Annotated in this window: 13 protein-coding genes; 2 read left to right on the forward strand and 11 right to left on the reverse strand. The window is 64.0% G+C overall.

Annotated features, from left to right (window positions below; all coding sequences use genetic code 11):
- Nucleotides 1–78 precede the first annotated feature (78 nt).
- The 9 genes from ABIB00_RS27940 to sdhC all read right to left on the reverse strand — a co-directional run bounded on the left by ABIB00_RS27940 (nt 79) and on the right by sdhC (nt 8131).
- Nucleotides 79–321: a hypothetical protein gene (locus ABIB00_RS27940; protein WP_247344586.1), complete on the reverse strand. Its 243-nt coding sequence runs from the start codon at nt 319–321 to the stop codon at nt 79–81.
- Entirely contained in the window at nt 321–830 is a 510-nt protein-coding gene (locus ABIB00_RS27945; protein WP_354106571.1) for a pyridoxamine 5'-phosphate oxidase family protein, read from the reverse strand. The genes ABIB00_RS27940 and ABIB00_RS27945 overlap by 1 nt, the downstream gene beginning before the upstream one ends.
- Before the next feature lie 72 nt (nt 831–902).
- Nucleotides 903–1289, reverse strand: coding sequence for a VOC family protein (locus ABIB00_RS27950; protein ID WP_354106572.1), 387 nt, complete (start codon nt 1287–1289; stop codon nt 903–905).
- Between the two features lie 21 nt (nt 1290–1310).
- Complete coding sequence (locus ABIB00_RS27955; protein ID WP_354106573.1) at nt 1311–2135, reverse strand: FkbM family methyltransferase; 825 nt, start codon at nt 2133–2135, stop codon at nt 1311–1313.
- 170 nt (nt 2136–2305) lie between these two features.
- Entirely contained in the window at nt 2306–4474 is a 2169-nt protein-coding gene (locus ABIB00_RS27960; RefSeq protein WP_354106574.1) for a hybrid sensor histidine kinase/response regulator family protein, read from the reverse strand.
- Nucleotides 4475–4666: 192 nt separating this feature from the next.
- Nucleotides 4667–5449, reverse strand: coding sequence for a succinate dehydrogenase iron-sulfur subunit (locus ABIB00_RS27965; RefSeq protein ID WP_247444127.1), 783 nt, complete (start codon nt 5447–5449; stop codon nt 4667–4669).
- A gap of 43 nt (nt 5450–5492) precedes the next feature.
- Nucleotides 5493–7328: a succinate dehydrogenase flavoprotein subunit gene (gene sdhA / locus ABIB00_RS27970; protein WP_247444126.1), complete on the reverse strand. Its 1836-nt coding sequence runs from the start codon at nt 7326–7328 to the stop codon at nt 5493–5495.
- A gap of 3 nt (nt 7329–7331) precedes the next feature.
- On the reverse strand, nt 7332–7736 hold the full coding sequence (sdhD, locus tag ABIB00_RS27975; RefSeq protein ID WP_354106575.1) for a succinate dehydrogenase, hydrophobic membrane anchor protein: 405 nt from the start codon (nt 7734–7736) through the stop codon (nt 7332–7334).
- Entirely contained in the window at nt 7733–8131 is a 399-nt protein-coding gene (sdhC, locus tag ABIB00_RS27980) for a succinate dehydrogenase, cytochrome b556 subunit (RefSeq protein WP_354106576.1), read from the reverse strand. Before sdhC ends, sdhD begins: the two co-directional genes overlap by 4 nt.
- 502 nt (nt 8132–8633) lie before the next feature.
- On the opposite strand from sdhC, the gene ABIB00_RS27985 reads away from it, so the two are divergent.
- Nucleotides 8634–9494 carry a sulfite exporter TauE/SafE family protein gene (locus ABIB00_RS27985; RefSeq protein WP_354106577.1) on the forward strand — a complete coding sequence of 287 codons (861 nt, stop codon included), beginning with the start codon at nt 8634–8636 and terminating at the stop codon, nt 9492–9494.
- Here ABIB00_RS27985 and ABIB00_RS27990 read toward each other — a convergent pair.
- Both ABIB00_RS27990 and ABIB00_RS27995 read right to left on the reverse strand, forming a co-directional pair.
- Nucleotides 9487–9993 carry a hypothetical protein gene (locus ABIB00_RS27990; RefSeq protein ID WP_247444121.1) on the reverse strand — a complete coding sequence of 169 codons (507 nt, stop codon included), beginning with the start codon at nt 9991–9993 and terminating at the stop codon, nt 9487–9489. The genes ABIB00_RS27985 and ABIB00_RS27990 overlap by 8 nt on opposite strands.
- Before the next feature lie 27 nt (nt 9994–10020).
- Nucleotides 10021–11550 carry a malonate--CoA ligase gene (locus ABIB00_RS27995; protein WP_354106578.1) on the reverse strand — a complete coding sequence of 510 codons (1530 nt, stop codon included), beginning with the start codon at nt 11548–11550 and terminating at the stop codon, nt 10021–10023.
- 115 nt (nt 11551–11665) lie between these two features.
- Here ABIB00_RS27995 and ABIB00_RS28000 point away from each other — a divergent pair, with 115 nt between their 5' ends.
- The gene (locus ABIB00_RS28000) at nt 11666–12427 is read left to right on the forward strand and encodes an SDR family oxidoreductase (RefSeq protein WP_354106579.1); all 762 of its coding nucleotides are present in this window, start codon (nt 11666–11668) and stop codon (nt 12425–12427) included.
- The last annotated feature ends 20 nt before the right edge of the window (nt 12428–12447 follow it).

Consider the following 12447-nt stretch of genomic DNA (forward strand, 5'->3'; position numbering starts at 1 on the left):
GCAAATCACCGCACTATAAGTGACGTTCATTGCGCATTCAGGCGCAGGTTGCAATTGCCTCAGACCTGATGCTCGGTCTCAAACGCGATCCCGCGGCGGACTTGCGTCCTTCGCGGGATTCGGTGTGAGCGGGCCGTTCGGTCCGCGCGATGGAATCTCTTCAGGCATGCGGCCCGGCAATTCGTCGGGCGGCGCTGGCGAGCCGGGCTCGCGCACCGGCGGCGCGATTTCGGGCTGCGGATTACCGGGCGGAATCCCCGGCGGCGGCTCGGCGGGCGTGCCGGGTGTCGACGGCGGAATCTCGGGCGGCTCGATCGGCATTACATCGAGACCTTGCGGTTATCGTCGATATCGGGCCGCGTGTTTGTCACCGCCGCAGCCGCCATCTTCACATAAGAGATCACGGTGCCGGGCGAGTCCCAGAACTCGGCATCATCAGGCGTGACCTTGAGCACGCGGATGTTCGGATCTTCGGCAGAGTCCCACCACGCCTTGGCCGGCGTCGAGAACAGCTCCTTGATCTTCGCACGGTCGTTGGAGACGATTGCGGTGCCTGTCAGTGAAACGTACTTCTGGCTGCCGGCATCCGCGAACGACAGGTTGATGGACGGGTGACGCGCGATCTCCTCGTCCTTGTGACGCCGCGCGTCGGTGAGGAAATAAATCGTGTTCGCGTTGCGATCGAGATAGGCGCTCATCGGCCGCGCCCGGAGCTTGTCGCCGTCGCGCGTCACCAGCATCGCGAATCCGATCGTCTTCATCAGATCCCAGGCGCGGTTCAAATCGCGGTCCAAATCGCGGTCAACGTCGCGGGCATTGTCGTTGGCCATATCGTGCTCCCTGTTGCAAGAGACGACAACGGCGGGCCCGGAACGAGGTTCCGGCCGAAAGACGGAACTTATCTATTCCGGCGCGTGGCAAACCGCCTCGATATTGTGTCCGTCGGGATCGAGCACGAACGCGCCGTAATAGTCCGGATGATAATGCGCCCGAATGCCGGGTGGTCCATTGTCGCGGCCGCCGGCGGCCAAGGCCGCTTTGTAGAACGCGTCCACCGCGGAGCGGTCCTTGGCCCTGATCGCGACATGCACCGGCTTGTTCAGCGCGCCCTCGCCGCCGATCCAGAAATCCGGCTTGCCGTCGGCGCCGAAGCCGGCGGCCGGATCGTGGCCGGTCTGCTCCTGCGTGACCTCCATGATCAGGCTGTAGCCGAGCGGCGCCAGCGCTTTGGCGTAGAACGCCTTGGCGCGCTCATAGTCGGAGACCGAAAAGCCCATATGGTCGATCATCGCAACCTCCGTCGTTCGTCGTCAGCGCGACAGGAACGTATTGCTCCGCGTCTTGCGCGCAACGGCAAAGCCGCGCGCGGTCATGTCGGCAATACAGTCCTGCTGCCATTCCTTTTGTGACAGATGTTCGATCACCACCGCGCGCGGCCATAGTGATTGCGGCGCGTCGCGGAAGAAACCGATCAGCACGCGGTCCTCGAAGCCCTCGACGTCGATCTTCAACGCGTCCACCTTCGTGACGCCGGCCTCGTCGAGAATGCGCGTCAGCCGCAGCGACGGGACCTTGATGGCCTCCGCGCTGGCGGTGCCGGTGACGACATGCGTGGCGCCGAGATTGCCGCCGCCGCTCTCGATCATGAGCTCGCCGTCGCTGTCGCCTGCGGCAGCCTGCACCAGGCGCACCTGCGTCGCTTTCGATGCGGCCTGGTTGAATGAGAGCCGCCCAAACGTCATCGGATGCGGTTCGATTGCGACCACTTTCCCTGATGGCCCGACCTGCTGCGCCATCACCAGCGCAAAAGTGCCGACATTGGCGCCGAGGTCGACGAACACGCCGCCCGCTGGGGTGTGCTGGCGCAGGAAGTCGAGCTCGTCGAGATTGTAGCCGGGATTGAACAGCGCACCGCGCTCGGTCGCGCTGCCCTGGTGATAGAACCGGAACGATGCGCCCTGATACGTCACGTCGACCGGACCACCGCGCAGCAAATTGACCAGCCGCGACATCCAGGGCCGGAATGCGCCGCGCTTCAGCCCCGAGCGTTGTGCGAGGCCGATGATCGCGGCCTGCGCCGGATTCGGCGCAAACGCGCCGAATGGCGCGGACGAAGGGGCATTGTCGGTCGTCAAGTCAGAGTCCTCGTTGCAAGCGGCGCATGCATAGCCGGTTTTGCCGGGGACTCCAACGGCGGAAGACGTCTGTACGGGCTTTCCCGGATTGCGCTGCGCACCGTCCGAGCTACGCCTCACGCCGCCTTCTTGACCATCTTCATCATCTTGTCCTGATTCCATGTGCCGGATCATTCGGCAGCGCCGCCACGCACCCGGCGGAGCCGGGCGACCCGATGCAGGATGCGCGACAGCTGATCGATTGCGTAGGGCTTTTGCACGAGCTCGAAATTGCCGTCCTGGGACAGTGCCTCGCTGTAGCCGGTCGTCAGCACGACCGGCACGCCGATGCCGCGGTCGCGGATCGCCTGCGCGAGATCGAGCCCGGTCATGCCCGACATCACGATGTCCGAGAAAACGACATCGAAGCGATCGGCGTCCATGACCAGCTCGGCGAGCGCATCGGTTGCATTGTCGACCAGCGTGATGCTGTAGCCGAGTTCGGTGAGGCCGTCGGCGGCGAAATTGGCGAGCTCGATATTGTCCTCGACCAGCAGCACCGACATGCCGCTGCCGGCCACTGCCGGGGCCGTGTTCGGTGCCTGCCGCTGCGGCAGCAGGTGCGGCGCCACGCGCGGCAGATAGAGCGAGAAGGTGCTGCCTTGGCCCACCTCGCTGGTGACCGTCACCTCGCCGCCGGACTGCCGGGCGAAGCCGAACACCTGCGACAGTCCGAGACCGGTGCCGTGCCCGACCTGCTTGGTGGTGAAGAACGGCTCGAAGATGCGCTCGAGCCGCGCAGCCGGAATGCCGATGCCAGTGTCGCTGACGGCAATGCTAACGAAGCCCAGATGACCTGGAAGATCATGGGTGCCTGTTCGGTGATGGCTGCCCGAGACGGGAGCCCGCGTCTTCGCAATCGTCGTCACGGTCTCGACGTTGAAAACGATCCTGCCCTTGCCGTGCATGGCATCGCGCGCATTGGTCGCCATGTTGATCAGCGCAGTCTCGAACTGGCTTGCATCGGCATTGACGAGGCAGGGCTCGGCCGGCAGCCGCATCGCGATTTCGATCGCGGGTCCGAGCAGCGTCGCGAGCATGTCGTGCAGCGACTGCATCCGCGCGCCGACGTCGAACACCTCAGGCTTCAAGGTCTGGCGCCGCGCAAACGCGAGCAGCTGCGATGTCAGTTTGGCCGCGCGTGCGACCGCGTCCGCGATGGCGGTGATGTAGCGCTGGCGCCGCTCCTCGCTCAGTTGCGGCCGGTTCAACAGGTCGACGGAGGCGCGGATCACGGTCAGGAGGTTGTTGAAATCGTGCGCGACGCCCCCGGTGAGCTGCCCGAGCGCCTCCAGGCGCTGGCTGTGCTTGAGCGCCTCCTCGGCTTCACGCCGCGCTGCGGCCTCGGCCTGGAGATGCTGGGTGCGCCGGATCGCCAACGCCAGCAGCAGGAACAGCAGCGCGGTGGCGGGAACGCCGAACACCAGATGCTGGCCCATGGTGGCGAACCAGCGCGCGCGGATGGCCGAGGTCTCGAGCCCCGCGCTGACATAGATCGGATATTCGGCGACGCGCCGGTAACCGATGCGGCGCTCGATCCCGTCCGAAGGCCATGCGACGGTGATGAGGCCGTGCTCGGGGTGAGCTGCGATGTTCCGGCCGACCGGTCCGTTGGGATCGAGCCGAAGCTCGCGGTCGAGCCGCGGAAGATGCGCCAGCACCACCCCGTCGGTGCGTCCCATCGCGAAGAAGCTGCCGGGATCGGAGCCGATCCTGGCATAGAAGCTCTCGAAATATTCCGGCAGGACGGAGGCCTGGATCACGCCCATGAAACCGCCGTCGTCGGAGTCACGGCGGCGGCTAACCCCGAAGAAGCGCGCACCCTGATAGGGCGCGCGCGGCGTCAGCGAGGCGCCGATGAATGTGCCGATGGTCTGGTCGACATGGGCATAGAAATAGTCGCGGTCCGCAAAGCTCTGCTCCGGCGGCGGCGAGGCAAGGCTGTTGACCAGCGACTTTCCGTCCGCATCGAATATCCAGGCCGATTTGAGCTGCGGCAGCGCATTGGTCAGCTGCTTCAGGCGGCGGTGCAGGGCCGGTTCGCGCGAGCGGATGACGTCGTCGGGCAGGCCGCGCACCACCTCGTTGAGCTCGGCGAGGCTGCGGTCGATCGTCTCGAACACCTTGAGTGCGTGCTCATGTGCGACATCGAGGGTGCGCTCGATCTCGCGGTCGGCGATGTCGTGTGTCGAGGTGTAGGAGATCGAGGATGCGATCGCGAACAACGCAATCGGGAGCGCCAGGGATGCGCCCATCATCCACTGCAACAGTCTCAGCGAATTGCGTTGCGCGCCCTGCACGGTCGCTCCGGTCCCCCACCGGAGAGCTTACTTGAATTTTACGCCGGGAAGGAAGCGGCTTGTGGCGATAACCGGAGGTTGCAATTCGCCGGTGCGCTCGCTCACGGAGCGGAGGAGAAATCTACTCCAACAGGCGCCCGCCATAGAAAATGCCCCGGCCGTTTCGGCCGGGCATCGCAGCATGAATGACGCCTAGATCTGGCGCTCGACCAGCTTGAGCTTGAGCTCGGCGATGGCTTCCGCCGGGTTGAGGCCCTTCGGGCATGCCTTGGCGCAGTTCATGATGGTGTGGCAGCGGTAGAGGCGGAACGGATCCTCGAGATCGTCGAGGCGCTCGCCGGTGGCCTCATCCCGTGAATCGGACACCCAGCGGTTGGCCTGGAGCAGCGCGGCGGGACCGAGATAGCGCTCGCTGTTCCACCAATAGCTCGGGCACGAGGTCGAGCAGCAGGCGCAGAGGATGCACTCGTAGAGGCCGTCGAGCTTCTCGCGGTCCTCGTGGCTCTGCTTCCATTCCTTCTGCGGCGTCGGCGAGGTCGTCTTCAGCCACGGCTCGATCGACGCATATTGCGCGTAGAAATTGGTGAGGTCGGGGACCAGGTCCTTCACCACCGGCTGGTGCGGCAGCGGATTGATCTTCACCGCGCCGTCCTTCACGTCGTGCATCGAGCGGGTGCAGGCCAGCGTGTTCTGGCCGTCGATGTTCATCGCGCAGGAGCCGCAGACGCCTTCGCGGCAGGAGCGGCGGAAGGTCAGCGACGGGTCGATATGGTTCTTGATCCAGATCAGGCCGTCCAGCACCATCGGACCGCAATCATGGGTGTCGACGTAATAAGTGTCGACGCTCGGATTTTTGCCGTCGTCCGGGTTCCAGCGATAGACGCGGAATTCGCGCGTTTCGGTCGCGCCCGCGGGCTTCGGCCAGGACTTGCCGCCGGTGATTTTCGAGTTCTTCGGAAGTGCGAATTCAACCATTTCGATCAAGGCCTTCGCTGTTCGATCAATACACGCGCGCCGCTTAGTAAACGCGAGCTTTGGGCGGGATGTACTGGACGTCGTTGGTCATGGTGTAGTCGTGAACCGGGCGGTACTCGATCTTGACCTTGCCGGAGTCTTCCAGCCAGGCCAGCGTGTGCTTCATCCAGTTCTTGTCGTCGCGGTCGGAAAAGTCCTCGCGAGCATGCGCGCCACGGCTCTCGGTGCGGTTGGCGGCCGAGTTCATCGTCACCACCGCCTGCGAGATCAGATTGTCGAATTCGAGCGTCTCGATCAGGTCGGAATTCCACACCAGCGAGCGGTCGGACACGGCGATGTCGGTGATGCCGCTGTGGACCTTCTCGATCAGATTCTGACCTTCGCTCAGGATGTCGCCGGTGCGGAACACTGCGCAATTGTTCTGCATCACATGCTGCATGCCTTCGCGCAGTTTTGCGGTCGGCGTACCACCGGAGGCGTAGCGGTAATGGTCGAGGCGACCGAGCGCGAGATCGGCCGAATTCGCCGGCAGTTCGGGCTGCTTGGCGTTGGGCGTGAGCTTTTCGGCCAGCCGCAGCGCGGCGGCGCGGCCAAACACGACCAGGTCGATTAGTGAGTTCGAGCCGAGGCGGTTGGCGCCGTGCACGGAGACGCAGGCCGCTTCGCCGATCGCCATCAGACCGGGGATGATGGCGTTGTCGTCGCCGTCCTTCTTGGTCAGCACTTCGCCGTGATAATTGGTGGGGATGCCGCCCATGTTGTAGTGCACGGTCGGCACGATCGGGATCGGCTCGCGCGTCACGTCGACATTGGCGAAGATCTTTGCCGATTCGGAGATGCCCGGCAGGCGCTCGGCGAGCACCGCGGGATCGAGGTGGTCGAGATGAAGAAAGATGTGGTCCTTCTTCTTGCCGACGCCGCGGCCTTCGCGAATCTCGATGGTCATCGCGCGCGAGACGACGTCGCGTGAGGCGAGGTCCTTCGCCGACGGCGCATAACGCTCCATGAAACGCTCGCCTTCGGAGTTGACGAGATAGCCGCCTTCGCCGCGCGCGCCTTCGGTCACGAGACAGCCCGAGCCGTAGATGCCGGTCGGGTGGAACTGCACGAATTCCATGTCCTGCATCGGCAGGCCGGCGCGCAGCACCATGCCGCCGCCGTCGCCGGTGCAGGTGTGCGCCGAGGTGCAGGAGGCATAGGCGCGGCCATAGCCGCCGGTCGCGAGAATCACCGTCTGGGCCCGGAAGCGGTGCAGCGTGCCGTCCTCGAGCTTGATCGCGACGACGCCGCGGCAGGTGCCCTGGTCGTCCATGATCAGGTCGATGGCGAAGAACTCGATGAAGAACTCGGCCGCGTGACGCAGCGACTGGCCGTACATCGTGTGCAGCATGGCGTGACCGGTGCGGTCGGCGGCGGCGCAGGTGCGCTGCGCCTGGCCTTTGCCGTAGTCCAAGGTCATGCCGCCGAACGGGCGCTGGTAGATCTTGCCGTCTTCGGTGCGCGAGAACGGCACGCCCCAGTGCTCGAGCTCGTAGACCGCCTCGGGCGCGTTGCGCACCATGTATTCGATCGCGTCCTGGTCGCCCAGCCAGTCCGACCCCTTCACGGTGTCGTACATGTGCCAGCGCCAGTCGTCCTTGTGCATGTTGCCGAGCGAAGCCGAGATGCCGCCTTGCGCCGCGACCGTATGCGAGCGGGTCGGAAACACTTTGGTGATGCAGGCCGTGCGGAGGCCGGCTTCGCCGCAGCCGACCACGGCGCGCAAGCCCGCGCCGCCGGCGCCGACCACGACGACGTCATAGGTGTGGTCTTCGATCGGATAGGCTTTTCCGTTGGTGGCGGGAGCGCCGTTGCCCTTGCCATTCGTTCCTGTGGCCATGGGTTACACTCCGGAGGAAAGTTTCAGGATCGCGTAGGTCGAGGCGAACGCCACAGCGATCGAGAAGAAATTGTTGAGCATGACCGAGATGAGCTTCAGCTTCTCGTTATGGATGTAGTCCTCGATCACGACCTGCATGCCGATCTTCATGTGCCAGACGCTGGCGACGATGAAGAGCAGCATGATCACCGCTATCGGCAGCGAGCCGAGGATCACCTTGGCGCCGGCCTGGTTGCTGCCGAGCGTCATCATCACGACGACAATCACCGGCAGCATCAGCAGGGTCATCGCGACGGCGGTGATGCGCTGGCGCCAGAAATCGGAGGTGCCGGAATGTGCGGCGCCGAGATTGCGGACGCGCCCAAGTGGGGTGCGCATGCTGCGCTTCGGGGTGTTGGCTGCGCTCATCGTACACCTCCGATCGCGTAGGCGATGATCCAGATCAGCACCGTCAGCACGATGCCGCCGATCAGCGCGCCCCAGGTCAGCGCTTCGCGCTCATTGGCCTTGAAGCCGTAACCGAGATCCCACACCAGGTGCCGGAGGCCGCTCAACGTATGGTGCATCAGCGCCCAGGTGTAGCCGAACACGATCAGCCGGCCGATGATGCTGCCGGTGAACGCCTGGACGGTGGCGTAGGCGGCGTGGCCGGAGGCTGCGGCGACCAGCCACCAGACCAGTAGCAGCGTCCCGGCGTAAAGGGCGATGCCGGTGGCGCGATGGACGATGGAAAGGGCCATCGTCAGCGTCCAGCGGTAGACTTGCATGTGGGGAGAAAGCGGTCGTTCGATCCGTGCGGTCATGGGCTTCGATTGCTTTATTGCGGCCCAGCATGGGCGCGCGGGGATCGCGGAAGGTCGGCTCTATTTACGGAGTCGATTTGACCTGCGCAATCACCAATTCGCCATCAATCGAACCGGCGTTCAGCGCTATGGCGTTGATGAAACAAGGCCAATCCGGTGCCTGGTATACCAGAGCGCTGGCCCACGGACCAAATATAGAATAGTTATTCATTTCTTCGTGCTTCCCGTCCATCGTCATTGAAATCGCTGTTGGAACACCTCTAAACGGACCATCCGTCCAAACTTCCGATGGCGTGTGCCAGCTGACCTCCCGACCCGGTCTGCAAGCTGCCGCTTCACCATTTTTGGGGCATCTGCTGGATATGCGCAGCCTGCATTCCACCCCAGCCCGCAAATGCGATGTGTCGACCGCGCAAACCAGATCGCTTACAGCTTTCCGCGCAACCATGTCCGGGCGCATGCTTCGGAGACGTTGCGACGAGTTGCGGGGGGCAGGTCAGGGGTGATTGCAGGTCTCGATATCAAGGAGATCGTCGAACTCGCGCTGCTGCTGATCGCAACGGGCGCGGTCTCGGGATTTCTGGCCGGCGTGTTCGGCATCGGCGGCGGCGCGATTCTGGTGCCGGTGTTTTATGAATGCTTCCGCATCGCAGGCGTGCCACTGGAAGTGCGTATGCCGCTCTGCATCGGCACATCGCTGGCCGTGATCATCCCGACCTCGATCCGTTCGTTCCAGGCGCATTACAAGCGCGGCGCCGTCGACATCCCCATCCTTCGCGTCTGGCGGCTACCGATCGTAATCGGTGTCATCGCAGGCAGCGTGGTCGCGCGCTACGCGCCGGAGCGGCTGTTCAAGATCGTGTTCGTCGCCGTCGCCTGGTCGGCCGCGGTACGGCTGATCTTCGCGCGCGAGAGCTGGAAGCTCGGAGATGACTTGCCGAAGGGTCCGCTGATGCGAATCTACGGCTTCTGCGTCGGCATTCTGTCGACGTTGATGGGCATCGGCGGCGGCCTGTTCTCGAACCTGCTGATGACGTTCTACGGCCGGCCGATCCATCAGGCAGTGGCGACCTCATCGGCACTCGCGGTCTTGATCTCGATCCCGGGCGCGCTTGGCTACATCTATGCCGGCTGGCCGGCCGCAGCGAGCTATCCAGCGGTCGCAGCGTTGCAGGTCCCGTTCGCGCTCGGCTACGTCTCGCTGATCGGCGCCGTCCTGGTGATGCCGATGAGCCTCGTCACCGCACCACTCGGCGTGAGAGCCGCGCACGCGATGTCGAAGCGGACGCTGGAGGTGGCGTTCGGGTGTTATCTCTTCATTGTCGGCAGCCGGTTTGTGTTGAGCCTGGTGGGCGCTAGTTAACCGACCGGTCCTTCAATCTCACTTCGCTCCGAGTCCACACCCGGAGATCACCTTGCGCATCCAGGAGGTCGGCCTCGACCAACGCCTGAATGCGGGCCGCGAACACTTCATATTCGATAGGTGCGCCTAGCTCTCCCTCCTCGACCTTCTCCGCCGCGCAGTAAAGGACCATCGCCACCTTCTGCCAGCGAGGTTTCATCACGGAGAAAATGATTCGATCGATATCGGTCTCCAGCACCGACGGCGGCAGCGAGACTTCCTCCCAGCGAACTGTGCTGTCGATTGTTGCCGGCGGTAGCGGCGGCTCCAGGTCAGGGTATCTTTTGTAGATCAGTCGCAGAAGCTTGAACTGCAAATGGAAAACCGCCGTTACAAGCGGTTCTGCAAACAGCTTTCTGCCGTCATCGCCAACATCGACGATCGCGGCCTCAGCTCGGCGGAATGCCGCGGCAGCATCGAGCAGGTGTTTGTGTATCTTTTTTGCTTGCTCTCGGTTCATGTCCCCCAGCCCGGAGCGATTGCGCCCCTATTTCTTCGCGTACAGATCCTTGTACGTATCCCGCAAAATATTCTTCTGCACCTTGCCCATGGTGTTGCGCGGCAGCTCGTCGACGACAAAGACGCGCTTGGGCATCTTGAACTTTGCCAGCCGGCCGTCGAGCGCCTTCAGCACCGCCGCCTCGCTCACATCGGCGCCCTTGTTGCAGACCAGCACGGCCGTGACGCCCTCGCCGAAATCGGCATGGGGCACGCCAATCACGGCTGATTCGATCACGCCGGGCATGGCGTCGATCTCGCTCTCGATTTCCTTGGGGTAGACGTTGAAGCCGCCGGAGATCACGAGATCCTTGCCGCGGCCGAGAATGTGGACATAGCCCTTGGCGTCGATCTTGCCGAGGTCGCCGGTGATGAAGAAGCCGTCGTCGCGGAATTCCGCCTTGGTCTTCTCCGGCATGCGCCAATAGCCTTTGAACACGTTCGGGCCCTTGACCTCGATCATGCCGATTTCTTCACGCGGCAGTTCCTTGGCCGTCTCGGGATCTGTGACGCGCACGGAGACGCCGGGGAGGGGAAAGCCGACCGCGCCGGGCACGCGCTCGCCGTCATAGGGATTCGACGTATTCATGTTGGTCTCGGTCATGCCGTAGCGCTCGAGCACCGCGTGCCCCGTGCGCGCCGACCATTCGCGATGGGTTTCGGCCAGCAGCGGCGCCGAGCCCGAGATGAACAGCCGCATGTGTTTTGTGGTTTCGCGCGATAGCCCGGCGTTCTGGAGCAGGCGGGTATAGAAGGTCGGCACGCCCATCAGCACCGTGGCACGCGCCATCAGCTTGATGATCAGATCCGGGTCGAGTTTTGGCAGGAAGATCATCGACGCGCGCGCGAACAGCGTCACGTTGGTGGCCACGAACAGGCCGTGGGTGTGGTAGATCGGCAGCGCGTGGATCAGCACGTCCTTGTCGGTGAAGCCCCAGTAGCCGACGAGCGCGAGCGAGTTCGATGCCAGATTGTCATGGGTCAGCATCGCGCCCTTGGAGCGGCCGGTGGTGCCCGACGTGTAGAGGATCGCGGCGAGATCGTCGTTTGCACGCGACACCGTGGCGAATTCGCTGCTCGCCTTGTCGGCGGCCTCTGTCAGCGAGCCCTTGCCGTTCGGCCCGAGCGTCTCGACTTTTGCCCTCACCTTGGCGGCGATCGGGGCAAGGCCCTCCGCCTTGGAGGGATCGCAGACCACCAGCGAGGGCTCGGCATCGCCGATGAAGTAGTCGAGCTCGTTCAGCGTATAGGCGGAGTTGAGCGGCAGATAGACCGCGCCGGCCCGCACCGTGGCCAGGTACAGCACGATGTTGGCCACGGATTTCTCGACCTGCACCGCAACGCGATCGCCGGGCTTCACGCCGCGCGCGACCAGCCCATTCGCCATTTGACCGGCCCGCGCGATCAGATCGCCATAGCTGATGCGCCCTCCGTCATGCGTCTCGATCGCAAGGCGCTTCGGATCGTCCAGGCCGTCGAACAGGCGGGAAAACAGGTTGGCGTTGGCAGCTGGGTTCATGCAAGATTTCCTCGACCGCAGGAACTTGTACGACAAGGCTCGTCAGACAAGGCCGGTCAAAACCGAGGGCTGGATTAGCAAAAACCGCCCCAATGAAGCAACGGAGACAGTTTGCATGACCAAAAACGGGAAACGCGTGGCCTGGGTCACGGGCGGGGGCAGCGGGATCGGGGAAGCCGGTGCCGAGGCGCTCGCGGCCGACGGCTGGATCGTCGTGGTCTCGGGCCGCCGCAAGGACGCCCTGGATAGCGTGGTTGCGAAGATCGCCGGGGACGGCGGGGCGGCCGAGGCGATCGCGCTGGACGTGTCGGTCGCCTCCGAAGCCCAGAAGGCGGCCGATCAAATCGTCGCGAAGCACGGCCGGATCGACCTGCTCGTGAACAATGCCGGTATCAATGTCCCCAAGCGGAGCTGGAAGGACATGGAACTGGAGGGCTGGGACCAACTGGTCCAGGTCAATCTCAACGGCGTGCTCTATTGCATGCGCGCGGTGCTGCCGACGATGCGCAAGCAGCAGGACGGCGCCATCATCAACGTCTCGTCCTGGGCCGGCCGCCACGTCTCGAAAATGCCGGGCCCGGCCTACACCACCACCAAACACGCCGTGCTGGCGCTGACCCATTCCTTCAACATGGACGAATGCGTCAACGGCCTGCGTGCCTGCTGCCTGATGCCGGGCGAGGTGGCGACCCCGATCCTGAAGCTGCGCCCGGTGGTGCCGAGCGAGGCCGAGCAGGCGAAGATGCTGCAATCCGAAGATCTGGGCCGCACCATCGCGTTCATCGCGAGCATGCCGGCGCGGGTGTGCATCAACGAGCTGCTGATCAGCCCGACGCATAATCGCGGGTTTATCCAGACGCCGCACAACAGGGATTAGCAGGACGTAGAGCCGCTCGC

Origin of the sequence: Bradyrhizobium sp. LB14.3, from assembly GCF_040547985.1 — a bacterium.
In the GTDB taxonomy this organism is placed as follows: Bacteria; Pseudomonadota; Alphaproteobacteria; order Rhizobiales; family Xanthobacteraceae; genus Bradyrhizobium.

What these genes read in the sequence shown, in the direction of transcription:
- ABIB00_RS27950 (WP_354106572.1), bottom strand. Translation starts at nt 1,289, where the DNA reads ATGATCGACCATATGGGCTTTTCGGTCTCCGACTATGAGCGCGCCAAG.
- ABIB00_RS27965 (WP_247444127.1), bottom strand. Translation starts at nt 5,449, where the DNA reads ATGGTTGAATTCGCACTTCCGAAGAACTCGAAAATCACCGGCGGCAAG.
- sdhA (WP_247444126.1), bottom strand. Translation starts at nt 7,328, where the DNA reads ATGGCCACAGGAACGAATGGCAAGGGCAACGGCGCTCCCGCCACCAAC.
- ABIB00_RS27990 (WP_247444121.1), bottom strand. Translation starts at nt 9,993, where the DNA reads ATGAACCGAGAGCAAGCAAAAAAGATACACAAACACCTGCTCGATGCT.
- ABIB00_RS27945 (WP_354106571.1), bottom strand. Translation starts at nt 830, where the DNA reads ATGGCCAACGACAATGCCCGCGACGTTGACCGCGATTTGGACCGCGAT.
- ABIB00_RS28000 (WP_354106579.1), top strand. Translation starts at nt 11,666, where the DNA reads ATGACCAAAAACGGGAAACGCGTGGCCTGGGTCACGGGCGGGGGCAGC.
- sdhD (WP_354106575.1), bottom strand. Translation starts at nt 7,736, where the DNA reads ATGAGCGCAGCCAACACCCCGAAGCGCAGCATGCGCACCCCACTTGGG.
- ABIB00_RS27995 (WP_354106578.1), bottom strand. Translation starts at nt 11,550, where the DNA reads ATGAACCCAGCTGCCAACGCCAACCTGTTTTCCCGCCTGTTCGACGGC.
- sdhC (WP_354106576.1), bottom strand. Translation starts at nt 8,131, where the DNA reads ATGACCGCACGGATCGAACGACCGCTTTCTCCCCACATGCAAGTCTAC.
- ABIB00_RS27940 (WP_247344586.1), bottom strand. Translation starts at nt 321, where the DNA reads ATGCCGATCGAGCCGCCCGAGATTCCGCCGTCGACACCCGGCACGCCC.